This window comes from Streptomyces sp. NPDC093149 (assembly GCF_044754145.1).
In the GTDB taxonomy this organism is placed as follows: Bacteria; Actinomycetota; Actinomycetes; order Streptomycetales; family Streptomycetaceae; genus Streptomyces.
In genome coordinates, this window is record NZ_JBIVON010000005.1 from 319,890 (window position 1) to 344,659 (window position 24,770).

The 24,770-nt window shown below is 67.4% G+C and carries 24 protein-coding genes and 1 tRNA gene; 11 read left to right on the forward strand and 14 right to left on the reverse strand.

Annotation, left to right across the window (positions count from 1 at the left end):
• The first annotated feature begins 31 nt into the window (after nt 1–31).
• Nucleotides 32–403, forward strand: coding sequence for a DUF6344 domain-containing protein (locus ACIQCZ_RS17980; protein WP_402283296.1), 372 nt, complete (start codon nt 32–34; stop codon nt 401–403).
• A 277-nt stretch (nt 404–680) separates the two neighbouring features.
• Here the strand turns inward: ACIQCZ_RS17980 and ACIQCZ_RS17985 are convergent, their stop codons facing one another.
• On the reverse strand, nt 681–812 hold the full coding sequence (locus tag ACIQCZ_RS17985) for a hypothetical protein (protein WP_402283297.1): 132 nt from the start codon (nt 810–812) through the stop codon (nt 681–683).
• A 153-nt stretch (nt 813–965) separates the two neighbouring features.
• Here ACIQCZ_RS17985 and ACIQCZ_RS17990 point away from each other — a divergent pair, with 153 nt between their 5' ends.
• The gene (locus tag ACIQCZ_RS17990; RefSeq protein ID WP_402283298.1) at nt 966–1,088 is read left to right on the forward strand and encodes a hypothetical protein; all 123 of its coding nucleotides are present in this window, start codon (nt 966–968) and stop codon (nt 1,086–1,088) included.
• Between the two features lie 55 nt (nt 1,089–1,143).
• Here the strand turns inward: ACIQCZ_RS17990 and ACIQCZ_RS17995 are convergent.
• From ACIQCZ_RS17995 to dnaA, 9 genes are all read right to left on the reverse strand, one after another.
• Nucleotides 1,144–1,220: transfer RNA gene (locus tag ACIQCZ_RS17995), tRNA-Ile, on the reverse strand.
• A 70-nt stretch (nt 1,221–1,290) separates the two neighbouring features.
• Complete coding sequence (locus tag ACIQCZ_RS18000) at nt 1,291–1,887, reverse strand: DUF3566 domain-containing protein (RefSeq protein ID WP_402283299.1); 597 nt, start codon at nt 1,885–1,887, stop codon at nt 1,291–1,293.
• 93 nt (nt 1,888–1,980) lie between these two features.
• Nucleotides 1,981–4,614, reverse strand: coding sequence for a DNA gyrase subunit A (gene gyrA / locus ACIQCZ_RS18005; protein WP_402283300.1), 2,634 nt, complete (start codon nt 4,612–4,614; stop codon nt 1,981–1,983).
• Between the two features lie 46 nt (nt 4,615–4,660).
• Nucleotides 4,661–6,748, reverse strand: coding sequence for a DNA topoisomerase (ATP-hydrolyzing) subunit B (gene gyrB, locus ACIQCZ_RS18010; protein ID WP_402283301.1), 2,088 nt, complete (start codon nt 6,746–6,748; stop codon nt 4,661–4,663).
• 602 nt (nt 6,749–7,350) lie between these two features.
• On the reverse strand, nt 7,351–7,923 hold the full coding sequence (locus ACIQCZ_RS18015; RefSeq protein WP_376276626.1) for a DUF721 domain-containing protein: 573 nt from the start codon (nt 7,921–7,923) through the stop codon (nt 7,351–7,353).
• Nucleotides 7,920–9,050, reverse strand: a complete 1,131-nt coding sequence (gene recF / locus ACIQCZ_RS18020) for a DNA replication/repair protein RecF (protein ID WP_402283302.1) — start codon at nt 9,048–9,050, stop codon at nt 7,920–7,922. The genes ACIQCZ_RS18015 and recF overlap by 4 nt, the downstream gene beginning before the upstream one ends.
• 85 nt (nt 9,051–9,135) lie before the next feature.
• Nucleotides 9,136–10,014, reverse strand: coding sequence for a phosphogluconate dehydrogenase (NAD(+)-dependent, decarboxylating) (gene gnd, locus ACIQCZ_RS18025; RefSeq protein WP_402283304.1), 879 nt, complete (start codon nt 10,012–10,014; stop codon nt 9,136–9,138).
• A 131-nt stretch (nt 10,015–10,145) separates the two neighbouring features.
• A complete protein-coding gene (gene dnaN, locus ACIQCZ_RS18030) occupies nt 10,146–11,276 on the reverse strand; it encodes a DNA polymerase III subunit beta (RefSeq protein ID WP_351072338.1) in 1,131 nt (376 codons plus the stop codon).
• Between the two features lie 1,143 nt (nt 11,277–12,419).
• Nucleotides 12,420–14,222 (reverse strand): chromosomal replication initiator protein DnaA, encoded by a 1,803-nt coding sequence (gene dnaA, locus ACIQCZ_RS18035; protein ID WP_402283306.1) that lies wholly within the window; start codon nt 14,220–14,222, stop codon nt 12,420–12,422.
• 381 nt (nt 14,223–14,603) lie between these two features.
• Here dnaA and rpmH point away from each other — a divergent pair, with 381 nt between their 5' ends.
• The 9 genes from rpmH (at nt 14,604) to ACIQCZ_RS18080 (ending at nt 21,460) form a co-directional block, all read left to right on the forward strand.
• Nucleotides 14,604–14,741, forward strand: a complete 138-nt coding sequence (rpmH, locus tag ACIQCZ_RS18040) for a 50S ribosomal protein L34 (RefSeq protein WP_030930485.1) — start codon at nt 14,604–14,606, stop codon at nt 14,739–14,741.
• Between the two features lie 18 nt (nt 14,742–14,759).
• Complete coding sequence (rnpA, locus tag ACIQCZ_RS18045; protein ID WP_351072269.1) at nt 14,760–15,131, forward strand: ribonuclease P protein component; 372 nt, start codon at nt 14,760–14,762, stop codon at nt 15,129–15,131.
• The gene (yidD, locus tag ACIQCZ_RS18050; protein WP_402283308.1) at nt 15,128–15,487 is read left to right on the forward strand and encodes a membrane protein insertion efficiency factor YidD; all 360 of its coding nucleotides are present in this window, start codon (nt 15,128–15,130) and stop codon (nt 15,485–15,487) included. Before rnpA ends, yidD begins: the two co-directional genes overlap by 4 nt.
• Before the next feature lie 3 nt (nt 15,488–15,490).
• Nucleotides 15,491–16,729 (forward strand): membrane protein insertase YidC, encoded by a 1,239-nt coding sequence (gene yidC, locus ACIQCZ_RS18055; RefSeq protein WP_402283309.1) that lies wholly within the window; start codon nt 15,491–15,493, stop codon nt 16,727–16,729.
• Nucleotides 16,730–16,743: 14 nt separating this feature from the next.
• Nucleotides 16,744–17,253, forward strand: a complete 510-nt coding sequence (locus ACIQCZ_RS18060) for a R3H domain-containing nucleic acid-binding protein (protein WP_114245516.1) — start codon at nt 16,744–16,746, stop codon at nt 17,251–17,253.
• Nucleotides 17,254–17,362: 109 nt separating this feature from the next.
• Complete coding sequence (gene rsmG / locus ACIQCZ_RS18065; RefSeq protein ID WP_402283310.1) at nt 17,363–18,079, forward strand: 16S rRNA (guanine(527)-N(7))-methyltransferase RsmG; 717 nt, start codon at nt 17,363–17,365, stop codon at nt 18,077–18,079.
• Nucleotides 18,080–18,371: 292 nt separating this feature from the next.
• A complete protein-coding gene (locus tag ACIQCZ_RS18070) occupies nt 18,372–19,448 on the forward strand; it encodes a ParA family protein (protein WP_376283908.1) in 1,077 nt (358 codons plus the stop codon).
• Nucleotides 19,445–20,539: a ParB/RepB/Spo0J family partition protein gene (locus ACIQCZ_RS18075; protein ID WP_402283311.1), complete on the forward strand. Its 1,095-nt coding sequence runs from the start codon at nt 19,445–19,447 to the stop codon at nt 20,537–20,539. Before ACIQCZ_RS18070 ends, ACIQCZ_RS18075 begins: the two co-directional genes overlap by 4 nt.
• Nucleotides 20,540–20,842: 303 nt before the next feature.
• A complete protein-coding gene (locus tag ACIQCZ_RS18080) occupies nt 20,843–21,460 on the forward strand; it encodes a GNAT family N-acetyltransferase (protein ID WP_402283313.1) in 618 nt (205 codons plus the stop codon).
• 75 nt (nt 21,461–21,535) lie between these two features.
• On the opposite strand, the gene trxA is transcribed toward ACIQCZ_RS18080, so the two are convergent.
• The 4 genes from trxA to sigM all read right to left on the reverse strand — a co-directional run bounded on the left by trxA (nt 21,536) and on the right by sigM (nt 24,664).
• Nucleotides 21,536–21,868 carry a thioredoxin gene (gene trxA, locus ACIQCZ_RS18085; RefSeq protein ID WP_351072285.1) on the reverse strand — a complete coding sequence of 111 codons (333 nt, stop codon included), beginning with the start codon at nt 21,866–21,868 and terminating at the stop codon, nt 21,536–21,538.
• A gap of 46 nt (nt 21,869–21,914) precedes the next feature.
• Nucleotides 21,915–22,877, reverse strand: a complete 963-nt coding sequence (trxB, locus tag ACIQCZ_RS18090) for a thioredoxin-disulfide reductase (RefSeq protein WP_402283315.1) — start codon at nt 22,875–22,877, stop codon at nt 21,915–21,917.
• A gap of 132 nt (nt 22,878–23,009) precedes the next feature.
• Nucleotides 23,010–23,771: a hypothetical protein gene (locus tag ACIQCZ_RS18095; protein WP_402283317.1), complete on the reverse strand. Its 762-nt coding sequence runs from the start codon at nt 23,769–23,771 to the stop codon at nt 23,010–23,012.
• 188 nt (nt 23,772–23,959) lie between these two features.
• Entirely contained in the window at nt 23,960–24,664 is a 705-nt protein-coding gene (gene sigM / locus ACIQCZ_RS18100; protein WP_402283318.1) for an RNA polymerase sigma factor SigM, read from the reverse strand.
• Nucleotides 24,665–24,770 lie beyond the last annotated feature (106 nt).

The following is a 24,770-nucleotide window of genomic DNA, read 5'->3' on the forward strand; positions in this document are numbered from 1 at the left end:
AGCAAACCGGACCACCCGAAAGCGAGGGGCCATGAGCACCTTCAAGCCCAAGAGCATCTGGACCGCCTTCGTCACCGCCTTCTTCGCCCTCCTCGCCGCACTGGGGCTCATGAGCAGCCCGGCGGCGGCCACGGAGCAGAGCGCCCCGGAGCCGACGACCACGAACCAGAAGCACACGGGTGCGACCGCGGCAACCGCGACCACCCCGTCGGTGCGATGGACCCTTCCGCGTGACCGGGCGCTGCCACCCACGATGAAGCAGCGCATCCGGGCCGAGGCACACGGCTCCTCGCCCGCCGCCCGGCAGCTGTCCACGGACACGACGGACGCCATGGACATCAGAAGCGCCGCCCGCGCCACCCACGGGGCCCCAGCGGGGGACGTGTCCCTCCTGCCGCCGTGAGAGCGGCGCAATCGACGCACAGCGCCCCCGGGCCGGTTCACACCGGACGGGGGCTTCTTCGTACGCTCCCGCCGCACCCTGCCCCGCTCGTCCCAGCACGGCGCCGGGCGCGCTCGTGCTCCAGTGGCACGGGGTGCACCACGCCCGGCCACGGATTCACCGGCCGTGCCAGACCGCCCAGGATCGCGGATGTGCGGCGCCGCAGGCGTCAGCCACTGATGTCATCGCCGATCGCCCCTCTCGGCATTCTCCGAGAACGGGCTCTGCGGCTGACCGATCACGTGCCCGCGACACCGACGTGGCCGATGGCCAGGAGCCCAACTCCGATGACGGCGACGGTCGGTGAAATGCCGTGCCGCCACTGCCCGAGTTCTGCGCCCGCGCCCCACAGGAGCGCCGGGAGCTGCAAGACCCGGAGCGAAGGACCGTGGGGACCGGGTGTCCCCAGGAGCCGGACCAAGATCTGACCTTCTCCTCCGAAGCACGGCGGCCCGATCGATCCCGTGGGCTTCTCCCGGACCTTCGACCGCCTCGGGAAGCGCTCCGGGGCCGTCGGATCACAGTGCGGCTCGCTAGGCACACCTGCGGCGCCCTGCCGGCCTTCCTGACCCGCGCGGTGGGCGACGGGGAGCGGGAAGCCATGGCGATGCTCGTGGAGCTGCTGGAAGATCCGTTGATCGGCTGATGCCGGGGGCAGACGCCGAAGGCCCCTCACCGTTTCCGGTGAGGGGCCTTCGTGCTGGTGGGGCTAACAGGATTTGAACCTGTGGCCTCATCCTTATCAGGGATGCGCTCTAACCAACTGAGCTATAGCCCCGCCGCGCTGCGCGCTGACTTCTGAAGATTAGCGCACGTCGGGGCCAGTCCCAAAATCGATACTCCGAGCCCTACTCGTCCTCGGCCAGGGTGAGCTCGACGCCGCCCACGAAACCCGCCGACAGGTTGTAGATGAAGGAGCCCAGCGTCGCCAGCGCGGTCGCCAGCACCACGTCGATCACCGCGATGACCGAGGTGAAGATGAGCACCCTCGGAAGCGACAGGAACGACTGAAGGTCGAAGCCGTTGTTCTCGTTCGAGCCGGTGGCCTCGCTGATCGTGCCGCCCACGGTGGTGAAGACGCCCATCGCGTCCATCACCATCCACAGCACCGCGGCCGCCACCACCGTGCAGATGCCGAGCGCGATGGAGAGCAGGAAGCTCACCTTCATCACCGACCACGGATCGGCCTTGGCCACCCGCAGACGCGCCTTGCGGGTACGCGGAGTCGTCCGCGCCCCCGTCCGCGGCAGCCGGGCCGCCTGCGCGGCGCCGGCGCCCTGCGCGCCGCGCGTCCGGCCGCCCTGGGTCCCGCCCGCGGGCGTGGGATACGCCTGCGGCGGGTGGTACGGCCCGCTCGCCTGCCCCGGTGCGGGCTCCCGCTCACCGGGCAACGGCCCGGTCGCGTAACCCTCGTACTGGGGCTGAGGCCCCCGGGTGTCCGTCACAGTGCCCCCTTGGGAGTCCGTGGCAGGGCCACGGGCACCGTTCGCTCCAGCTCCGGAAGCGGCCGAACCGGCGCCCGTGGCTCCACTCACGCTCTACTCCTCGTGCTCCCCGGCCGAAGGCGACGTGCCTTCGACATTGCCCTCGACCGTGCTCTCGGCAGCCCCCGCCGTCGCGGCCTCGGCGTCCTCGGACCCCTCGACCTCTTCGGCCTCACGGCCGGCTTCGGCGTTGCGGGCGATGCCGACGACGGCATCGCGCTTGCCCAGATTGATCAGTTGGACGCCCATGGTGTCACGGCCCGTCTCCCTGACTTCATTGACTCGCGTACGAATCACACCACCGCCGAGCGTGATGGCGAGGATCTCGTCCGACTCCTCGACCACCAGCGCGCCGACCAGCGAGCCCCGGTCCTCCACGATCTTGGCGGCCTTGATGCCCAGGCCGCCACGACCCTGAACGCGGTACTCGTCGACGGCGGTCCGCTTCGCGTAACCACCGTCGGTGGCAGTGAACACGAACGTACCCGGCCGGACAACATTCATCGAGAGCAGTTCGTCGCCTTCGCGGAAACTCATGCCCTTCACGCCCGAAGTGGCACGACCCATCGGGCGCAGCGCATCGTCCGTCGCAGTGAACCTGATCGACTGCGCCTTCTTGCTGATGAGCAGCAGATCGTCCTCGGCCGACACCAGCTCCGCGCCGATCAGCTCGTCGGCCGTGCCCTCGGCGCCGTGGTCCATCTCCCGGAGGTTGATGGCGATGACGCCACCGGACCGAGGTGAGTCGTAGTCCTTCAGCGCGGTCTTCTTCACCAGACCGCCCTTCGTGGCCAGGATCAGATACGGCGCGGCCTCGTAGTCACGGATCGCCAGGATCTGCGCGATCCGCTCGTCCGGCTGGAAGGCCAGCAGGTTGGCGACGTGCTGGCCACGGGCGTCACGGCCGGCGTCCGGGAGCTCGTACGCCTTCGCCCGGTACACCCGGCCCTTGTTCGTGAAGAACAGCAGCCAGTGGTGCGTCGTCGACACGAAGAAGTGGTCGACGATGTCGTCTTCCTTGAGCTTCGTGCCCCGCACGCCCTTGCCGCCACGCTTCTGCGAGCGGTAGTCGTCCGTCTTCGTACGCTTCACATAACCGCCGCGCGAGATCGTGACGACGATGTCCTCCTCGGCGATCAGGTCCTCGATGGACATGTCACCGTCGAAGGGCACCAGCTTGGAACGCCGGTCGTCGCCGAACTTCTCGACGATCGCACCCAGTTCCTCACTGACGATCTGCCGCTGGCGCTCCGGCGACACCAGGATCGCGTTGTACTCGTTGATCTTCGCCTGGAGCTCGTCGTGCTCGGCCGTGATCTTCTGGTGCTCCAGCGCCGCCAGCCGGCGCAGCTGCATCTCCAGGATCGCGTTCGCCTGGATGTCGTCGATCTCCAGCAGGCCCATCAGGCCCTCACGCGCCACCTCGACCGTCTGGCTGCGCCGGATGAGGGCGATGACCTCGTCGATCGCGTCCAGCGCCTTGAGCAGACCACGCAGGATGTGGGCCCGCTCCTCCGCCTTGCGCAGACGGAACCTCGTACGGCGGACGATGACCTCGATCTGGTGCGTCACCCAGTGGCGGATGAACGCGTCGATGGAGAGGGTGCGCGGCACACCGTCGACCAGCGCCAGCATGTTGGCGCCGAAGTTGGTCTGCAGGTCGGTGTGCTTGTACAGGTTGTTCAGCACGACCTTGGCGACCGCGTCCCGCTTCAGCACGACGACCAGACGCTGGCCCGTCCGCGACGAGGTCTCGTCACGGACGTCCGCGATCCCGCCGATCTTGCCGTCCTTCACCAGGTCGGCGATCTTCTGCGCGAGGTTGTCCGGGTTGGTCTGGTACGGAAGCTCCGTCACGACCAGGCACTGCCGGTTCTGGATCTCCTCGACCGCGACGACCGCGCGCATCGTGATCGAGCCGCGGCCGGTGCGGTACGCCTCCTCGATGCCCTTGCGGCCCACGACGAGCGCGCCCGTCGGGAAGTCCGGCCCCTTGATCCGCTCGATCAGCGCGTCCAGGAGCTCCTCCTGCGAGGCCTCCGGGTGCTCCAGGTACCACTGGGCGCCGGCCGCGACCTCACGCAGGTTGTGCGGCGGGATGTTGGTCGCCATGCCGACCGCGATCCCCGCCGAACCATTGACCAGCAGGTTCGGGAAGCGCGCCGGCAGAACCGTCGGCTCCTGGTTGCGGCCGTCGTAGTTGTCCTGGAAGTCGACGGTCTCCTCGTCGATGTCCCGGACCATCTCCATGGACAGCGGCATCATCTTGCACTCGGTGTAGCGCATGGCCGCGGCCGGGTCGTTGCCCGGAGAACCGAAGTTGCCGTTGGAGTCCACCAGCGGCATGCGCATCGACCACGGCTGCGCCAGTCGCACCAGTGCGTCGTAGATCGACGAGTCGCCGTGCGGGTGGTACGTACCCATGACGTCCCCGACGACACGGGCGCACTTGTAGAAGCCCTTCTCGGGCCGGTAGCCGCCGTCGTACATCGCGTACAGCACCCGGCGGTGCACGGGCTTGAGACCGTCCCGTACGTCCGGCAGCGCACGCGAGACGATCACGGACATCGCGTAGTCGAGGTAGGAGCGCTGCATCTCCGTTTCGAGCCCCACGGGCTCGACACGCATGCCCACACCGGCGGTGGTGGGCTCCTCTTCAGGTGTCACAGGGGTGTTCTCGTCGGCCATTGCTGGTCAAAGTCCTTTCGAGCGGCGGCTTGCTGGTGCGGCCGACTCAGATGTCGAGGAAGCGGACGTCCTTGGCGTTGCGCTGGATGAACGAGCGCCGCGCCTCGACGTCCTCGCCCATCAGCACCGAGAAGAGGTCGTCGGCCTGCGCCGCGTCGTCCAGCGTGACCTGGCCGAGGACCCGGTGGTCGACGTCCATCGTGGTGACGCGCAGCTCCTCGGCGTTCATCTCGCCGAGGCCCTTGAAGCGCTGGATCGAGTCTTCCTTGATGCGCTTGCCGTTCTGCTTGCCCAGCTCGACCAGAGCGTCGCGCTCACGGTCCGAGTACGCGTACTCGAAGTCGTCGCGGCCCCACTTGATCTTGTAGAGCGGCGGGCGGGAGAGGTAGACGTGCCCGGCCTCGACCAGCGGACGCATGAAGCGGAAGAGGAACGTCAGCAGCAGGGTGTTGATGTGCTGACCGTCGACATCGGCGTCCGCCATCAGAATGATCTTGTGATAGCGGAGCTTCTCGATGTCGAAGTCCTCGTGGACCCCGGTACCGAAGGCCGAGATCAGCGCCTGGACCTCGGTGTTCTGCAGGATCTTGTCGACACGGGCCTTCTCGACGTTCAGGATCTTGCCCCGGATGGGCAGGATCGCCTGGTACATCGGGTTGCGGCCGGACTTCGCCGAACCACCGGCGGAGTCACCCTCGACGATGAAGATCTCGCACTTCGTCGGGTCGTTGGACTGGCAGTCGCTCAGCTTGCCCGGCAGCGAGGCGCTCTCCAGGAGCCCCTTGCGACGGGTCAGATCGCGCGCCTTGCGGGCCGCGACACGGGCCGTGGCCGCCGCGATCCCCTTGCGGATGATGTCGGCCGCCTCATTGGGGTTGCGGTCGAACCAGTCCGTGAGCTGCTCGTGGACGACCTTCTGGACGAAGGTCTTCGCCTCCGTGTTGCCCAGCTTGGTCTTCGTCTGCCCCTCGAACTGCGGCTCGCCCAGCTTCACCGAGATGATGGCCGTCAGACCCTCACGGATGTCGTCACCGGTGAGGTTGTCGTCCTTCTCGCGCAGCAGCTTCTTCTCACGGGCGTACTTGTTGACCAGCGTGGTCAGCGCCGCACGGAAGCCTTCCTCGTGCGTACCGCCCTCGTGCGTGTGGATCGTGTTCGCGAAGGAGTACACACCCTCGCTGTACTGCGTGTTCCACTGCATGGCGATCTCGGCCGAGAGGAGGCGCTCCTTGTCCTCGGCCTCGATGTCGATCACCGACTGGTGGATGACATCGCCCTTGCGGGAGTTCAGGTACTTCACGAAGTCGACGATGCCGCCCTCGTAGTGGTACGTGACCGTGCGGGCCTGCTCCGCCTCGGCGCCCTCGGCCACCTCGGCGACTTCGGCACCCAGCGTCGCCTTCGCCGACTCGCGCTCGTCGGTGAGCTTGATGGTCAGGCCCTTGTTGAGGAACGCCATCTCCTGGAAGCGGCGCGACAAGGTCTCGAAGGAGTACTCGGTCGTCTCGAAGATGTCCCCGTCGGCCCAGAAGGTGACGGACGTCCCTGTCTCGTCGGTGGCCTCGTTGCGGGCCAGCGGAGCGGTGGGCACACCGAGCTTGTAGTCCTGGGTCCAGCGGTATCCGTCCGTCCGGACCTCGACGGAGAGACGCGAGGACAGCGCGTTCACCACGGAGACACCGACACCGTGCAGGCCACCGGAGACGGCATAACCGCCGCCGCCGAACTTACCGCCGGCGTGCAGGACGGTCAGCACGACCTCGACCGCCGGCTTCTTCTCCGACGGCACGATGCCGACCGGGATACCCCGGCCGTTGTCGATCACGCGGACCCCGCCGTCGGCGAGGATCGTGACGTCGATCGTGTCCGCGTGCCCGGCCATCGCCTCGTCGACCGAGTTGTCGACAACCTCTTGCACGAGGTGGTGAAGGCCTCGCTCACCGGTCGAGCCGATGTACATGCCAGGTCGCTTACGGACCGCGTCCAGGCCCTCAAGGACGGTGATCGCGCTGGCGTCGTACGACGCCGATGCCTCGCCCGAGGCGATGACCTCGCCGCTCTCACCGGGGGTGGACGGAATGTTCTCGTTGGGGTTGCCGGAATCGGCCACGAAGCGCCCTTTCTGGCACAGCACAGGCCGTTCTCCGGGCAAACGGGAGCGGCTGCGTCGTTCGGCTTGTATCGACGACTCCCGCAGGTATGCGGGATTGTCCACCAGTCTACCGGTAGCACTGACACGAATGGGGGTTTGCGGGTACCTGAGTACGCATGTGCCGCCCTGAACCAGCGCCTGACGACTCCCCATATTCAGGATGGGCCCCCAAGACGTTCAAACGGGCATTGAGCGCTTCGGCCTGTCAACCTCCCGCTACCGTGAGGGACGCCCCACTCCTCCCGTCCGGTTGCAACCACCACATACCGTCACGACTCGGATGCGACGGACAGCGCCGCCGAGAAGCCCGGACAGGGTCGGCGCTCCACCCGGAACACCGCCCCACCGCGCTCAGAAACGGGAAGAAGCCCAGCTCACGCCCTCAGAGCCCGTCGGGTGGCCTCCGACCGGGCGGGCGCGGTCCGGCGCGCACGCTTCCCGCGTCGTCGTCGGTCGCCGACGTTCCTTCCCCGAGCTCTCAGCCGCGTTCGAGCAGGGGAGACCCCATCCGACCCCCCCTCCGCCTCAAAACCGCACGCACCGGACCGCGCCCGCCATCCGGTCCGAGGCCACCCGACAGGCTCTCAGCCGTAGGTATCGCCGGGCCCCGTGCTCCCCGGTGCCCGCAAGGGACCGAACCGACGCTGCGGGCCCCCCGGCCCCAACACCTTGATCAACCTGACCGTCCCCTGCCCCAGATCCGCGTTCAGCCTGGCCACCAGCTGAGGCGCCAGCAACCGCAGCTGCGTCGCCCACGCCGTCGAATCGCACTGCACCGTCAGCACCCGCTCGTCCGGATCCTCGTCGTACCGCAACGGCACACAGTGATTGGCCAGATCCGCACCGACGATCTGAGGCCAGCGCCCCATCACCCCACCCACCGCCGCAGGCGTCTCCCAGCCACGCTCAGTGATCAGACGATTGATCGCCGCCCCCAGCGGCAGCGGATCACGCCCGTCCGCCCGCGCCCCCGAACGCAGCCCGCCGCCCCGTCTGGCCTGCTTCTTCTGCTGCGCGGCAGCTCCACGCGCCCGTGCCTGCTCCTTCGCCGCCCGCAACGCCACCCGCGCCAGATCGACACCCGACGGCTCCGGCTGCCTGCCCTCCTCCGGCCGAGCCTGCGCCGGCTCCCCGGACGCCTCACCACGACCGCTCACAGCCGCTCCACCTCACCTGCGGCCACCGCATACCGCGCCCCCGCCAGAACCCCCGGAACGTCGTCGTCCACCGCTGCCGTCACCAGCACCTGCTCACCCGGAGCCACCAACTCCGCCAACCGCTCACGACGACGCGCGTCCAGCTCGGCGAAGACGTCGTCCAGCACCAGCACCGGCTCGTTGCCCTCGCCGCGCAACAGCTCGTACGAGGCCAGCCGCAGCGCCAGCGCGTACGACCAGGACTCACCATGGCTCGCATAACCCTTGGCGGGCATGCCACGCAGCCCCAGCAACAGATCGTCGCGGTGCGGGCCGACCAACGTCACACCCCGCTCGATCTCCTGCTTACGGACCTCCGCCAGGGCCGCGATCAGCTGCTCGAACAGCTCCTCACGGGTATGCGCCGAATCCACCCCCGCGCCCACCGAACTCCGGTACTCCAACGCCACCGGACCACCCCCCGGCGCCACATCCGCGTACGCCTTGTCGGCCAGCGGCTGGAGAGTCGCGATCAGATCCAGGCGCTGCGCCAGCAACTCCGCACCGACCCGGCCCAAATGTTGATCCCACACATCGAGCGTGGACAGATCCATCGACCGGCCACCGTGCCTGCGCGCCATCGCCGCCGACTTCAGCAGGGTGTTGCGCTGCTTCAGCACCCGCTCGTAGTCCGAACGCACACCCGCCATCCGCGGCGAACGCGCCGTGATCAGCTCGTCGAGAAAGCGCCGACGCTCCCCGGGATCCCCCTTGACCAGCGCCAGGTCCTCCGGGGCGAACAGCACCGTACGCACGATCCCCAGCACATCACGCGGCCTGACCTGCGACGATCTATTGATCCGGGCTCGATTGGCCTTGCCTGGGTTGAGCTCCAGCTCGACCAGCTGCGAACGCTCGCCCTGTGTGACAGCGGCTCGGACGACAGCCCGGTCCGCGCCCATCCGCACCAGCGGTGCGTCGGAGGACACCCGGTGGCTGCCGAGCGTCGCGAGATAGCCGACGGCCTCCACCAGATTCGTCTTGCCCTGGCCGTTGGCCCCCACGAAAGCGGTGACGCCCGGATCGAGAGGTACCTCGACCCGGGCGTACGAGCGGAAGTCGGCCAGCGAGAGATGCGTGACATGCATGGGTGTACGCCGACCTTCCCGGCTTCCTGCTCCGTGCTCCGTAGTGCGGGTCGGACGCCTCGGCCCGGCCCGCTCCTCGTTGCGGCTACTTCTTGTTCTCGACCGCGTGGCCACCGAACTGGTTGCGCAGCGCGGCGATCATCTTCATCTGCGGGGAGTCGTCCTGGCGCGAGGCGAAACGCGCGAAGAGCGACGCTGTGATCGCGGGCAGCGGCACCGCGTTGTCGATCGCGGCCTCCACCGTCCAGCGGCCCTCACCGGAGTCGGCGGCGAAACCACGGAGCTTCTCGAGGTGCTCGTCGTCGTCCAGCGCGTTGACCGCCAGGTCGAGCAGCCAGGAACGGATGACCGTGCCCTCCTGCCAGGAGCGGAAGACCTCGCGCACATCGGTGACGGAGTCGACCTTCTCCAGGAGCTCCCAGCCCTCGGCATAGGCCTGCATCATGGCGTACTCGATGCCGTTGTGGACCATCTTCGCGAAGTGGCCGGCGCCGACCTTGCCCGCGTGGACGGAGCCGAAGTCGCCCTCGGGCTTCAGCGCGTCGAAGACCGGCTGGACCTTCGCCACGTTCTCGGCGTCGCCGCCGTACATCAGCGCGTAGCCGTTCTCCAGGCCCCAGACACCGCCGGAGACTCCGCAGTCCACGAAGCCGATGCCCTTGATGCCGAGCTCGACCGCGTGCTTCTCGTCGTCCGTCCAGCGGGAATTCCCGCCGTCCACGACGATGTCGCCGGGCGAGAGGAGCCCGGCCAGCTCGTCGATGGTGGCCTGGGTCGGGGCACCGGCCGGAACCATCACCCAGACGACCCGGGGGCCCTTCAGCTTGCCCACAAGCTCTTCGAGGCTCTGGACATCCGAGACGTCCGGGTTGCGGTCGTAACCGATGACGGTGTGGCCTGCGCGGCGGATGCGCTCGCGCATGTTGCCGCCCATCTTGCCGAGGCCGACGAGACCGAGCTCCATCAGAGATTCCTTAAGCGTTGTGCCGATTCGTACCCACAGTCGAGCCTACGCCCGGCCGGGGACAGATCGACGGGCATGCTCGGCGCTGAGCGTGCCCGTCGGGACCTGCCGTTGCGGGACCGGTGGCCGGATCAGCCGGAGAGACGCACCGGCATGATCAGGTACTTGTACGTGTCGTCCGCCTCGGCATCCACAGCCGGGCGGCCGCTGAGCAGCGCGGGCTTGGTGGATGTCGTGAACGAGAGCTGGGCGACCGGGGAGTCGATCGCGCTCAGCCCGTCCAGCAGGAAGGTCGGGTTGAAGGCGATCGAGATGTCGTCGCCCTCCAGCACCGCGTCGACCCGCTCCACAGCCTGTGCGTCGTCGCTGGACCCCGCCTCCAGGATCAGCACGCCCTGCTCGAAGCTGAGCCGCACCGGGGTGTTCCGCTCGGCGACGAGGGCCACACGCTTGACGGCCTCGACGAACGGAGCGGTCTCGATGACCGCGACCGAGTTGAACTCGGTGGGGAACAGCGTGCGGTACTTCGGCAGATCGCCTTCCAGCAGTCGCGTGGTCGTACGCCGGCCCGCGCCCTCGAAACCGATCAGCCCCTCACCGGCACCCGAGCCGGAAAGCGCCAGAGTCACCGTGTCACCACTGGTCAGCGCCTTGGCGGTGTCCAGCAGCGTCTTGGCAGGCACCAGGGCGACGGCCGAGGCATCCGGGTTCTCCGGCTTCCAGAGGAACTCGCGGACCGCGAAGCGGTAGCGGTCGGTGGAGGCCAGGGTGACGGTCTCGCCCTCGATCTCGATCCGCACACCGGTCAGGACCGGCAGCGTGTCGTCGCGGCCCGCTGCGATGGCGACCTGGGCGGCGGCCGAGGCGAAGACCTCACCGGGGACCGTGCCGGTCGCGGTCGGCATCTCCGGCAGCGCCGGGTACTCCTCCACAGGAAGGGTGTGGAGGGTGAATCGCGAGGAGCCGCAGACCACGGTCGCCCGTACACCGTCTGTGGAAATCTCCACCGGGCGGTTGGGAAGGGCGCGGCAGATGTCGGCGAGCAGCCGGCCGGAGACCAGCACCGTGCCGTCCTCCTCGACCTCGGCGTCCACCGAGACCCGGGCCGAGACCTCGTAGTCGAAGCTGGAGAAGCTGAGGGCGCCGTCCTCAGCCTTCAGCAGAAGGCCCGCGAGAACGGGCGCCGGCGGACGGGCCGGGAGGCTACGGGCCACCCAGGCCACAGCCTCCGCGAGTACATCGCGCTCCACCCGGATCTTCACCGGAACCGCCTCCTGCTGTTGCTCGCTCGCCCTGCTGGCCTTCGTCGTCTGATCGGGTCGCCCCGCCGATGAGAGCGGGAGGACGCCGGGGACCAGTCTGACGTACGGCACCGACACTCGGTGCTGCTCGGGGTCAAGTCGCGACAAGAGCGTCGGAGCGCTCCGGCGCCGAGTTGTGCACAGGCCCCACTTCGAAGCGGATTCCGGGCTAACTCTAGGTGGCAGTAGTAGTAGGGCCTGTGGAAACCGTGGATAACGTCGTTTTCCCAGGTCAGGCGCGGTTTTTTGTCCACCGACCCTGTGGGTGGCACCGGTGGACAACCCGGTGGTTCTGTGGACACGCGAAAGTTCTGCACACCCGGTGCACAGGGCAGGGGGGTTTCTCCCCAGGGCTGTCCCCAGCTTTACCCAGGTTCCCCACAGCCCAACCGACCTTCTTGATGTGACGCCTTTCACTCTGGGCAGTGAAAGGCGGTGTTGCGTTGCCGAACAGTGGACAGAGGTGTGGAGAAGCCCAACCAAGCTGGGGACAACACGGGCCGAGCTGTGGGCTGCCGGTGGACAACATCATCGGCTCCTTGTGGACGAAGATGTTGTCCACAGCCTGTGGATCACTGTTGGCCACAAATCCCCAAGCCCTTGACCTGGCCTGATGGAGTATCGACAGTCGCCCCTGTGGAAGCAATATGGACAACTTCCGAATCCCCAGGCTGTGGAGGGGGGATTCTCCCCAGATCTGTGGAGAACGGACGGTCGACGGCAGGTATTCGAACACCGCGACCGTGCCGGAGGCCCGGGAACGGGCTTCGGAGGGGGCCGACGGCGAGGTTCGGGGAGCTCCGGAGGGCGTTTTCGGGGCTCGGGAGGGCTCAGGAAGCGGCCTGAGGTGCCGAGAGGGCCTTCGCGCGGGTTCCGCGGTGGCGTCCCATGGTCCCCAGGGGCGGATCCCAGACGGCTCAGGGAGAGCTCGAGAAGCCCCGGAGCCGCCCGGGAAGTTCCAGGAAAGCTCCGGACGGGCTTCGGACAGGCTGGCTCCGGGCTGGCTCCGGACAGGAGCCGGACAACGCGGAGGGGCGCTCGGAGAGCCCTGTGAGGGATCTCCGAGCGCCCCTGTGGCGCGTACGGAGCGTGTACGGCTGGTCGTCAGCCGTTCTTGATGCGGTTGGTGAGCTCGGTGACCTGGTTGTAGATGGAGCGTCGCTCCGCCATCAACGCACGGATCTTCCGGTCCGCGTGCATCACCGTCGTATGGTCGCGACCGCCGAACTGTGCCCCGATCTTGGGCAGTGAGAGATCGGTGAGCTCCCGGCAGAGGTACATGGCGATCTGGCGGGCCGTCACCAGCACACGGCTGCGCGAGGTTCCGCAGAGGTCGTCCACCGTCAGACCGAAGTAGTCCGCGGTCGCCGCCATGATGGCCGTCGCCGTGATCTCCGGAGCCGAGTCCTCGCCCCCCGGAATCAGGTCCTTCAGCACATGCTCGGTCAGCCCGAGGTCCACCGGCTGACGGTTGAGGCTGGCGAAGGCCGTGACCCGGATCAGGGCTCCCTCCAACTCCCTGATGTTCCGGGAGATTCGGGACGCGATGAACTCCAGGACCTCCGGCGGGGCGTTGAGCTGTTCCTGTACCGCCTTCTTGCGGAGGATCGCGATCCGCGTCTCCAGCTCCGGCGGCTGCACATCGGTGGTCAGACCCCACTCGAAACGGTTCCGCAACCGGTCCTCCAGTGTCACCAGCTGCTTGGGCGGCCGGTCGGAGGACAGCACGATCTGCTTGTTCGCGTTGTGGAGCGTATTGAAGGTGTGGAAGAACTCCTCCTGCGTCGATTCCTTGCTCGCCAGGAACTGGATGTCGTCGACGAGCAGGATGTCCACGTCGCGGTAGCGCTTGCGGAAGGTGTCGCCCTTGCCGTCGCGGATCGAGTTGATGAACTCGTTGGTGAACTCCTCGGAGCTCACGTACCGCACCCGCGTGCCCGGGTAGAGGCTGCGGGCGTAGTGCCCGATGGCGTGCAGCAGATGGGTCTTGCCGAGTCCGGACTCCCCATAGATGAAGAGCGGGTTGTACGCCTTCGCGGGTGCCTCGGCCACCGCGACCGCCGCGGCGTGCGCGAACCGGTTGGACGCACCGATGACGAAGGTGTCGAAGAGGTACTTCGGATTCAGCCGTGCCGCGGGCTCACCGGGGCCGGGTGCGGGGGCGGGCTGTGCGCCCGTCGGCCCGGTGCCGCCGCCGGGCCGGCCGGTGCCCGCGCCGCCCTGCCGGTGCTGCGGCTCCTGCATGTCGTGGTGCTCGGGGCGCTGCTGTTCGTAGCCCTGGCGCTCGGGCGGCTGCGGCCGGTAGTCGTGCTGCGGCTGCTGGGGACGGCCGCCGGCGTACGACTCGCGCCACTGCTCCGCGGAGGTGTCGCGGTCCTGGAATCCACCGAGCCGCGGCTGCTGCCAGGAGAGGTCCTCCTGGGTGCGCGGCCACGCACCGGGGTCGGGGCGCTGCTGCTGGTAGTCGGGGTAGGCGGGACGCGCGGTCGGCAAGCCGTCGTCCGAGGGCCGGTGCCCGTATCCGTCGTACGCGTCGTTGTGCTGACGCTCGTCGTGCTGCGGTCCCGGATAGCGGTGCTGCTGGGGCCGCTGGGACTGATGCATCGGAGGCGCGGGCGGGCTCGGAGGCTCGCCCGCGGAGTCGTCGACGGTGATCGCGATGCGGATCGGGCGGCCGCACTCCCGGCTCAGCGTCTCGCTGATGAGCGGCGCGAGCCGGCCCTCCAGGACGCGCTTGCCCCATTCATTGGGTACGGCGAGCAGCGCCGTGTCGGCGACCAGTGCGAGCGGCTGGCAGCGCTCGATCCACTGTTTGTCCTTCGGCTCGATGGCCTGCTGGCCCTCTCCGAGGAGTTGCTCCAGCACGCGTGGCCACACTGCGGCAAGATCGGCAGGTACATCAGCCACAAGGCACGCTCTCTCGCTGGTCCCACGAATGTGTGGTTCTCGGGACGGGATGGGTCGGGATGGGTGAGGACCGGCAGGCAGGAAGAAAAAGAACCGGAGTTCAGCCACGGTAGTCAGGCCGACCCGCGTGGTTCAAGTCGTTGTCCACAGGCTGTGCACAGTGCGGGGTGCCGCGGGGCCGGTTTGACCGGATGGCGTAGCCGCGCGTACCGTGACCAGGTCGAGTTGTCGATGGCTGCTGCCGCCTGCCTCCGATGGGCAAAGATCACGATCTGTGATTGTGAAGCGGTGCACTAGAGCGTTTACGCGAGTTCCTCGTGGGCGCACGGTGACAGCCAGGCGATGTCCCGCCAACACACGAGTCATTTCTGGAGCCCCCGAGTGAGCAAGCGCACCTTCCAGCCGAACAACCGTCGTCGCGCGAAGACCCACGGCTTCCGGCTGCGTATGCGTACCCGAGCCGGCCGCGCGATCCTCGCGTCCCGCCGTGGCAAGGGTCGCGCCAACCTGTCCGCCTGATCGCTTACAGGTCATGACGTGCTGCCTACCGAGAATCGGCTGAGGCGGCGCGAGGACTTCGCGACCGCAGTACGTCGAGGACGCCGGGCCGGCCGCCCGCTACTCGTCGTTCATCTACGCAGCGGTGCAACGGACCCGCACGTGACTGGGGAGAACGCTCCCCCGCCGCGTGCGGGTTTCGTTGTCAGCAAATCCGTGGGTGGAGCGGTTGTGCGCACAGCGGTGAAGCGCAGGCTTCGCCACCTGGTCCGCGAACGGCTGGCCCTGCTGCCCCCCGGTAGCCTGGTTGTCGTACGAGCGTTGCCCGGAGCGGGCGACGCCGACCATGAACAGCTGGCCCGAGACCTGGACGCCGCTCTGCAGCGGCTGCTGGGAGGTGGCGCGCGATGAAGTACCCGCTGCTGGCTCTTATCAAGCTGTACCAGTGGACGATCAGCCCACTCCTCGGGCCTGTCTGCCGTTACTACCCGTCGTGTTCCCACTATGGATATACGGCGATCGACCGGCACGGAGCGATCAAGGGAACCGCGCTGACGGCTTGGCGCATCCTTCGGTGCAATCCGTGGTCACCCGGTGGCGTGGACCATGTTCCACCGCGCAAACGTCCGCGTTGGCACGAACTGCTGCGTAATGCCATGCGCGGTGGCAAGGGCGGGGACTCCGCCGCTGATGTGCCTCCCCGGGGGTCGGATTCCGAACCCCCGAGCCCGGCCGCAGAGACTTCGCCCAATGCTCAAGGAGCTTGATTAGTGGACACGATTGCCAGTCTGTTCAGCTTTATCACCTGGCCCGTTTCATGGGTCATCGTCCAGTTCCATACGTTGTACGGAGCGATCTTCGGCGATGACACGGGTTGGGCCTGGGGCCTGTCCATCGTGTCCCTGGTGGTGCTGATCCGGATCTGCCTGATCCCGCTTTTCGTGAAGCAGATCAAGTCGACCCGGAACATGCAGGTGCTCCAGCCGAAGATGAAGGCGATCCAGGAGCGCTACAAGAGCGACAAGCAGCGTCAGTCCGAAGAGATGATGAAGCTGTACAAGGAGACGGGCACCAACCCGCTCTCCTCGTGCCTTCCCATCCTGGCGCAGTCGCCGTTCTTCTTCGCCCTGTATCACGTGCTGTCGGCCATCGCCTCGGGCAAGACGATCGGCGTCATCGACCAGCCGCTGCTCGACAGCGCCCGTAAGGCACACATCTTCGGTGCTCCGCTCGCCGCCAAGTTCATGGACAGCGAAGCGACGCTCCACGCGCTCGGTGCCTCGCTGACCGATGTCCGGGTCGTCACCGCGGTCATGATCGTGATGATGTCGGCGTCGCAGTTCTTCACCCAGCGCCAGCTGATGACGAAGAACGTCGACCTGACGGTCAAGACGCCGTACATGCAGCAGCAGAAGATGCTGATGTACATCTTCCCCGTGATCTTCGCCGTCATGGGCATCAACTTCCCCGTCGGTGTCCTCGTCTACTGGCTGACCACCAACGTCTGGACCATGGGTCAGCAGATGTACGTGATCAACCAGAACCCGACGCCGGGCAGCAAGGCGCAGGACCAGTACCTGGGACGTCTGCTGAAGAGCGTCACCGCTCACGGTGAGGTTCGTGGCAGGACCAAGCGCAATACGGTGAAGCGGATCGTGTCCAAGGGCCCGGACCGCAATGACATCGAGCGGAAGTTCATCACGGGGCTGGCCAAGCTGGGCCTTGCCGCCCAGGAGGACGGCACGGTGATCAAGAGCGACACGGCTCTTGCCGAGGCCGAGGGCGGGGCCGCGGGGCGGCGTCAGCAGCCCAAGCGCCAGACCAAGGCCCAGCGTCAGACCGGTGGCACCAAGGACGCCGGCTCCACCGAGCCGGGGTCCAAGACCTCCCTGCAGAAGCAGGACGACAGGCCCAAGCCGGAGGGCAAGTCCGCGTCCGGCTCCTCACGCCAAGCCAAGTCCGGACAGCGCAAGGGTCCGCAGCGGCCCAAGCACCCGTCCAAGAAGTAAGAAGGAGTCCATCCGTGACGGAAGGCACCACCTCCACGGCCGCTGAGGGCAGCGACACCTTGACCCGCCTTGAGCAGGAGGGCGAGATCGCAGCGGACTATCTTGAGGGCCTGCTCGACATCGCCGATCTCGACGGCGACATCGACATGGACGTCGAGGCGGACCGGGCCGCGGTTTCGATCATCAGCGATTCGGCACGTGATCTGCAGAAGCTCGTGGGCCGCGACGGTGAGGTGCTGGAGGCGCTCCAGGAGCTGACGCGGCTTGCTGTGCACCGGGAGACCGGTGACCGCAGCCGGCTGATGCTGGACATCGCGGGCTTCCGGGCCAAGAAGCGGGCCGAGCTCGCCGAGCTGGGCGCCAAGGCCGCTGATGAGGTCAAGAGCACCGGTGAGCCGGTGAAGCTGGACCCGATGACGCCGTTCGAGCGCAAGGTCGTGCACGATGCGGTCGCGGCCGCCGGTCTGCGCAGCGAGTCCGAGGGCGAGGAGCCGCAGCGCTTCGTCGTCGTTCTCCCGGCCTGACCGGACCCTTGTTCTGTCGGCCCCGTCTGTTCGCAGGCGGGGCCGATCTTTATCAGCCTGATAGTCAGCCGCCCACAGTGCGGTAGTGCGGTATGGAAGGACGGTTCCCGTGACGGCGGAAGTAGAGCTTCCCCAGGCGCCCGAAGGGGCGCGGGTGGTTTTCGGCGATTTCTTCCCGGAGGCTGTCCGGTACGCGGAACTGCTGGCGGATGCCGGGGTGAAGCGCGGGCTGATCGGCCCGCGTGAGGTGCCGCGCCTGTGGGAGCGGCATCTGCTGAACTGCGCGGTGCTTTCCGAAGTCGTGCCCGAAGGGGTCACGGTCTGCGATGTGGGCTCGGGGGCGGGTCTACCGGGTATCCCCTTGGCGCTGGTGCGTCCGGATCTCAAGATCACTTTGTTGGAGCCCCTGCTCCGTCGGACGAACTTCCTCCAGGAGGTCGTCGAACTGTTGGGGCTGGACCATGTGACGGTCGTGCGTGGCCGGGCCGAGGAGGTCCTGGGAACGCTTCAGCCGGTTCACGTGGTGACGGCTCGGGCCGTGGCGCCGCTCGACCGGCTGGCCGGCTGGGGCGTTCCGCTGCTGCGTCCGTACGGGGAGATGTTGGCGCTCAAGGGGGATACGGCCGAGGAGGAGATCGCCGGGGCGCGTGCGGCCCTGAGCAAGCTCGGTGTGGTGGAGACCGAGGTGCTGCATGTCGGAGAGGGCATCGTCGATCCGATGTCCACGGTGGTGCGCGTGGTGGTCGGCGAGAGCCCGGGTGGTGTGAGGTTCGCCGCGAAGCGGGCCAAGGCCGCGAGGACGAGCCGTACGCGGCGGCGCCGCTGACCCGCTGGGTCACGCTGTGGACTCAACCACTACGTATGGTTTGTGTCGTCTGTTGGTAATGATCCCGGCAAGTAGCCTTACGTGCCCCGTGCGGAGTGTCGTGCCCCTGTAGCTACGCTGCAGGGGCATCGTGTTTCACGTGAAACGTCGCTCTCTGCTGCATGGGATCATCAGCCGCGGTCGTGCGGCTGCCGCGCCGCGGTATCGCGGGCCCGATAGGGCTACGGAGTTGTCCACAGAAGTGGATTCATCCACAGAAGAGCGGGCCTCGCTGGTTCACGACCCCGAAAGCATGGCAGGCTCTGTTCATTGCGAGCCTGAAGTCGAGGAGAGTGAATCCTTGCGGTCCGACGCCAACATTGCGGGACCGATGACCGATCCGGTCCCCGGTCCCCGAACCGAATCGGCGGGGGAGGGTGTTTCACGTGAAACACCGCCGCCGATGGACGACACACCCATCGGTCGCGCGGCCCAGCTGGCGGTCGAGGCCCTTGGCCGCGCCGGCGAGGGCCTGCCTCGTCCTGACCGGACGCGCGTCATGGTGGTGGCCAATCAGAAGGGTGGGGTGGGCAAGACGACCACGACGGTCAACCTTGCCGCCTCGCTCGCGCTCCACGGTGCACGCGTTCTGGTGGTCGATCTTGACCCGCAGGGCAATGCCTCTACGGCTCTGGGCATCGATCACCATGCCGAAGTCCCCTCCATCTATGACGTCCTGGTGGAGAGCAGGCCGCTCTCCGAGGTGGTCCAGCCTGTCCCGGACGTCGAAGGCCTCTTCTGCGCCCCCGCCACCATCGATCTCGCCGGTGCGGAGATCGAGCTGGTGTCGCTGGTGGCGCGGGAGAGTCGACTGCAGCGGGCGATCCAGGCGTACGAGCAGCCGCTGGACTACATCCTGATCGACTGTCCGCCGTCTCTCGGTCTGCTGACGGTCAATGCCATGGTCGCCGGTGCCGAGGTACTGATTCCCATCCAGTGCGAGTACTACGCCCTGGAAGGGCTGGGGCAGTTGCTGCGCAATGTGGACCTGGTGCGGGGTCATCTCAACCCCGCCCTGCATGTGTCGACGATCCTGCTCACCATGTATGACGGCCGGACCAGGCTCGCTTCGCAGGTTGCGGAGGAGGTGCGCAGCCACTTCGGCAAGGAGGTGCTGCGGACGAGCATTCCGCGGTCGGTACGGATCTCGGAGGCACCGAGCTATGGGCAGACCGTGCTGACCTATGACCCGGGTTCGAGCGGGTCGCTCTCGTACCTTGAAGCGGCGCGTGAGATCGCCCTGCGAGGTGTCGGTGTGCAGTACGAGGCCCAGCATGCCCACACGGGCACTGGGAACAGCCAGCAGAGCATTTCGGAGGGGATTCAGTGAGCGAGCGTCGAAGAGGGTTGGGGCGTGGGCTGGGTGCCCTGATCCCCGCCGCTCCCCAGGAGAAGCAGGTGCCGTCCACGGGGGCGGGTTCAGTGTCTCCTGGGGTGGGTCCTGTCCTGACGGCAGAGCGGGGGGTGGCCGCTGCGAAGGTGACCACTCTCGCGTCCATGCCGGTTGCGCCGGAGCCGAGTGCGTCGGTTGGGGCACCCGAGGCCGGCGTGGCAGGAGCTGCCGGTGCGTACTTTGCCGAGGTTCCGCTCGGCTCCATCACCCCGAATCCGCGTCAGCCCCGTGAGGTGTTCGACGAGGACGCACTTGCCGAGCTGGTGACCTCCATCAAGGAGGTGGGTCTTCTCCAGCCCGTCGTTGTGCGGAAGACGGGTTCGGATCGCTATGAGCTCATCATGGGTGAGCGTCGCTGGAGGGCCTGCCGGGAGGCAGGTCTGGAACGGATCCCGGCCATCGTCCGGGACACGGACGACGAGAAGCTTCTTCTGGACGCGCTCCTGGAGAATCTTCACCGGGCTCAGTTGAACCCCTTGGAGGAAGCGGCTGCGTACGATCAGCTGCTCAAGGACTTCAAGTGCACGCATGACCAGCTGGCCGACAGGATCGGGCGTTCGCGCCCTCAGGTGTCCAACACGCTGCGTCTGCTGAGGCTGTCGCCCCCGGTTCAGCGCAGGGTTGCGGCGGGGGTTCTGTCGGCCGGTCATGCGCGGGCGTTGCTGTCCGTGGACGACTCGGAGGAGCAGGACAGGCTGGCGCATCGCATCGTGGCCGAAGGGCTGTCGGTGCGGGCTGTCGAAGAGATCGTGACCCTCATGGGGTCCAGGTCCACGAGTCCCACCAAGTCCAAGGGGCCCCGAGCCGGTGGCCGGGTGTCGCCCGCGCTGACTGATCTCGCCTCCCGACTGTCGGATCGCTTCGAGACCCGGGTGAAGGTCGACCTCGGACAGAAGAAGGGAAAGATCGTCGTCGAGTTTGCGTCGATGGAGGATCTGGACCGCATCCTCGGCAGCCTGGCACCGGGTGAGGGGCGGGTGCTGGATCAGGGACCGTCCGACGATCCCGCTGACAGTGACGAGGGCTGACCTCTGCCGGATGGGCTGAGGGGCGGGCTGTGTCCGGGTGCATACCGGAACACGGCCCGCCCTTTGCTTTCTCTCGGTGTCCGCTTCATCTCTGGGTGGATACGATGCGTTCTGGTATGGCACATCCGGCTTGAGTCGACTCGGCGGAGGGAGGGCCATGCGATCAGTGAGCCGCAGCCGACTGGTGACAGCAGGGCTGGGCCTGGGGGCTGTCGGAGGGTTCTTCGGCAGCCTGCTCCTCGAACGGAGTGCACTGACTGCCGTACGCGATGCGGCGGGCGAAGGAAGCGAGGAACAGCCTTCATGGGGCGTCGGCTCGTACCGCTCACACTGGACAACCTTTCCGATCTCCCCAGACGCTGCCGCTCGTGTGTCTTCTGGGAGCTTGATCCGGTCAGCGGGGACGCTGCGGTAAAGGCAGGAAGGCCCGAGCTGGAGAAAGAGGCCTGGATCTCGGCCGTTCTGCTGGAATGGGGCTCCTGCGGTCGCGTCGTCTATGTCGACGATGTGCCGGTGGGGTTCGTTCTCTATGCACCACCGGCCTATGTGCCGCGCTCGACGGCTTTTCCGACCAGTCCCGTCTCTTCCGATGCCGTGCAGCTGATGACTGCCTGGATCATGCCGGGCTACCAGGGGCAGGGTCTGGGGCGGGTCATGGTGCAGACCGTCGCCAAGGATCTCCTGCGTCGGGGATTCAAGGCGATCGAGGCCTTCGGGGATGCCCGGTGGAAGAAACCCGCCTGTGTGCTGCCCGCGGATCATCTGCTGGCAGTGGGCTTCAAGACTGTACGGCCGCATCACGCTTATCCGCGGCTGAGACTGGAGCTGCGTACGACGCTTTCCTGGAAGGAAGACGTTGAGCTGGCGCTGGACCGGTTGCTGGGTGCCGTCCAGAAGGAACCGGCGCTGCGGCCGCTGTGACCGAAGGACAAACGTGAAACGGGTCCATCCCCCCGAGGGATGGACCCGTTTCACGTGAAACAGAGGACCGCGGTCCTACTCGCCGATGAAGCCTTCGAGGTCGCGGAGGATTGCGGCCTTCGGCTTGGCGCCGACGATGGTCTTGGCGACCTCGCCGCCCTGGTAGACGTTCAGGGTCGGGATGGACATGACGCCGTATTTGGCGGCTGTGGCCGGGTTCTCGTCGATGTTGAGCTTGACGATCTCGATCTGGTCGCCGTGCTCGGCGGCGATGGCCTCCAGCGACGGCGCGATCTGGCGGCAGGGACCGCACCAAGCGGCCCAGAAGTCCACCAGTACGGGCTTCTCGCTCTTCAGGACGACCTCGTCGAAGGAGTCGTCGGTCACGTTCTTCAGGGCGCCGGCCACGGCGGCCTCCTTAACTACTTGGGGTGTGGGGTGGGAGAGTCGTGGATCAGACGGTGGCCGCAGCGGCCTTCTCGTCGTCGGCGAGCGCAGCGAGGAAGCGCTCGGCGTCGAGAGCGGCCGAGCAGCCCGTGCCGGCAGCGGTGATGGCCTGCCGGTAGGTGTGGTCGACTACGTCACCGGCGCCGAAGACACCGGTCAGGTTGGTGCGTGTCGAGGGGGCGTCGACCTTGAGGTAGCCCTCGTCGTCGAGGTCGAGCTGGCCCTTGAAGAGCTCGGTGCGCGGGTCGTGGCCCACAGCGATGAACAGGCCGGTCACCGCGAGCTCGGATGTCTCGCCGGTCTTGGTGTTCCGCAGGGTCAGACCGGACAGCTTCTGCTCGCCGTGGACCTCGGCAACCTCGCTGTCCCAGGCGAACTTGATCTTCGGGTCGGCGAAGGCGCGGTCCTGCATGGCCTTGGAGGCCCGCAGCGAGTCACGGCGGTGGACGATGGTGACCGACTTGGCGAAGCGGGAGAGGAAGGTCGCCTCCTCCATCGCGGTGTCACCACCGCCGATCACGGCGATGTCCTGGTCCTTGAAGAAGAAGCCGTCACAGGTGGCACACCAGGAGACGCCTCGACCGGAGAGCGCGTCCTCGTTGGGCAGGCCGAGCTTGCGGTGCTGGGAGCCGGTCGTCACGATCACGGCCTTGGCGCGGTGCACCGTCCCGGCCGTGTCGGTCACCGTCTTGATGTCTCCGGTGAGGTCCACGGAGACGACATCGTCGGGGACGAGCTCGGCGCCGAAGCGCTCCGCCTGGGCGCGCATGTTGTCCATGAGCTCGGGGCCCATGATCCCGTCCTGGAAGCCCGGGAAGTTCTCCACGTCGGTGGTGTTCATCAGCGCGCCACCGGCGGTGACGGCGCCCTCGAACACCAGCGGCTTCAGGGAGGCGCGTGCGGTGTAAAGGGCGGCCGTGTAGCCCGCGGGGCCGGAGCCGATGATGATCACGTTACGGACGTCGCTCACGGGTTTCTTCCTCGTCTCTGCAGACTGCCTACTGTCCACGCCTACTGGGGCCGGTTCAACGACTCTCACCCCACCCAACGGATCCTACGGGGGATGCATTCCCGCCGTGCCGGGCGGCGTACGGCGGGATTCTCAAGGGCGCGTGTAGGCGCGGGTCAGCAGCAGTTTCCCCTTGGCAGCGGGCCTCTCATCGACGCAGGCCGCGTCGATGACATACGCCTGGACACGCGTCGCGTCGGACGGGTGCGGCAGCACGACCAGGAAGGCATGCTTTCCTTCGTAGCTGCCTTCTTCCATGGCGAGGGCCGCGGTCTTCCGCCCGATGCCCTGCTCCACACAGGGCGGGACGGACACGGTGGGCGCGCGCAACGGCGTGCGAGGCGACTCGGACTCCGGGGAGTCGCTCTTCGGCGTCGACTGCTCCTCGACGGATGGCGCCTTCTTTTCCGTGTCAGCACTGTTCGAAGTCGAGGGCTTCGTGGCGGCACTCGCAAGCAGCGTGTGCACCTGGTCTTCGAGCGTGGATTCCGAAAAGCCCCCCGCGCTCTTTGCTGCGGAGTCGGAGCTTCGGTCCGCCGCCTTGAGGCTGGCAGCCTCCTGGGACGGCTGAAGGCTCTGCAGCATGAAAACGCTCACACCGACCACGGCTGCACCGAGGGCGGTGCCGAGGACGGCTGCGCGGCGGCGACGGCCGGCCGGCCGGCGTCCAGGGCCGGTCGCTGCCCTTGAATGCCCCGCAGGGCGGTTCGAGGGGCCGGTGGGCTCCGTGCCCGGCTTCTGCGCCACGGAGTGTTCTGTTTCACGTGAAACATGTGCCGCGTCGGCGGGTGCCGTGGTGCGGAGAGCCTCGGCGGCGAGCGCGGCGTCGATGCGGTCGGCGACATCGTCGGGCATGGGCTGTGGTTCTGGCAGGGCGCCGAGCAGCCCTCGGATCTCAATGAGGGAGGCATGGACATCACCGCAGAGTGCGCAGCCGTCCACATGACTGTCCACCTCTGCCGCCCGTGACGGTGGGAGCAGTCCTTCCATGAGATCGGAGATCTCCGAGACATCCGGGTGCTGGGTCGTGCCGGTCGTTGATGTCATGCGCGCCCACCTCCGCCCTTCACTGCAGCAGGATCGCTTGCCCCGGTGTCTCTCGGCCCCGATGCCGGTGGGACGGACGCGCGTGGCGTCCGGTTCCTTTCCGCGGTGGCTTCACCGCTCTCCGCACTCTCACTGCGGAGGTGAGTGAGCAGAGGGGCCAGGCGGGCCCGGCCCCGGGCACAGCGGCTCTTCACGGTGCCGGTCGGTACGTCGAGGATGCGTGCTGCCTCGGCCACGGGGTACCCCTGCATGTCCACGAGGACGAGTGCGGCACGTTGCTCGCTGGGGAGAGTGGCGAGTGCGGCCAGGAGTTCGCGGTGCAGATCATGGCGCTCCGCCGGTGCCTCGGCGGACTCGTGCGGGTCGAGGAGCTGCTCGAACCGTTCGGTGTCATTGACCGGTGAGGTCTTGCGGGTGGCTGCCTTGCGGACCCGGTCGAGGCAGGCGTTGACGGTGATGCGGTGCAGCCAGGTGGTGACGGCGGACTGGCCGCGGAAGGTGTGGGCGGCCCGGAAGGCGGAGACCAAGGCGTCCTGGACGGCGTCGGCAGCTTCCTCGCGGTCCCCCAGGGTCCGGAGTGCCACGGCCCACAGCCGGTCGCGGTGGCGTCGTACGAGCTCGCCGAAGGCGTCGGGTTCACCGGCCACATGGCGAGCGAGGAGGTCTGAGTCGCTGAGCGGCTCCGACGGCTCGACGGCCACCTCCCCCTCCCTCCCTGTCTCTGCGTCAAGGTGCGTCTGTCTATCACGATTCGTGGGAGCAGGGCAGAGGGCAGAAGATGCATGGTCCGATGTGGGGCCGCGACAG

Bases quoted from the DNA above. Each gene is read 5' to 3' on its own strand.
- ACIQCZ_RS17980 (WP_402283296.1), top strand. From the start codon at position 32: ATGAGCACCTTCAAGCCCAAGAGCATCTGGACCGCCTTCGTCACCGCC.
- ACIQCZ_RS18095 (WP_402283317.1), bottom strand. From the start codon at position 23,771: ATGCCCGACGATGTCGCCGACCGCATCGACGCCGCGCTCGCCGCCGAG.
- ACIQCZ_RS18070 (WP_376283908.1), top strand. From the start codon at position 18,372: ATGGCAGGCTCTGTTCATTGCGAGCCTGAAGTCGAGGAGAGTGAATCC.
- yidD (WP_402283308.1), top strand. From the start codon at position 15,128: ATGAAGTACCCGCTGCTGGCTCTTATCAAGCTGTACCAGTGGACGATC.
- gnd (WP_402283304.1), bottom strand. From the start codon at position 10,014: ATGGAGCTCGGTCTCGTCGGCCTCGGCAAGATGGGCGGCAACATGCGC.
- ACIQCZ_RS18080 (WP_402283313.1), top strand. From the start codon at position 20,843: ATGGGGCGTCGGCTCGTACCGCTCACACTGGACAACCTTTCCGATCTC.
- gyrA (WP_402283300.1), bottom strand. From the start codon at position 4,614: ATGGCCGACGAGAACACCCCTGTGACACCTGAAGAGGAGCCCACCACC.
- recF (WP_402283302.1), bottom strand. From the start codon at position 9,050: ATGCATGTCACGCATCTCTCGCTGGCCGACTTCCGCTCGTACGCCCGG.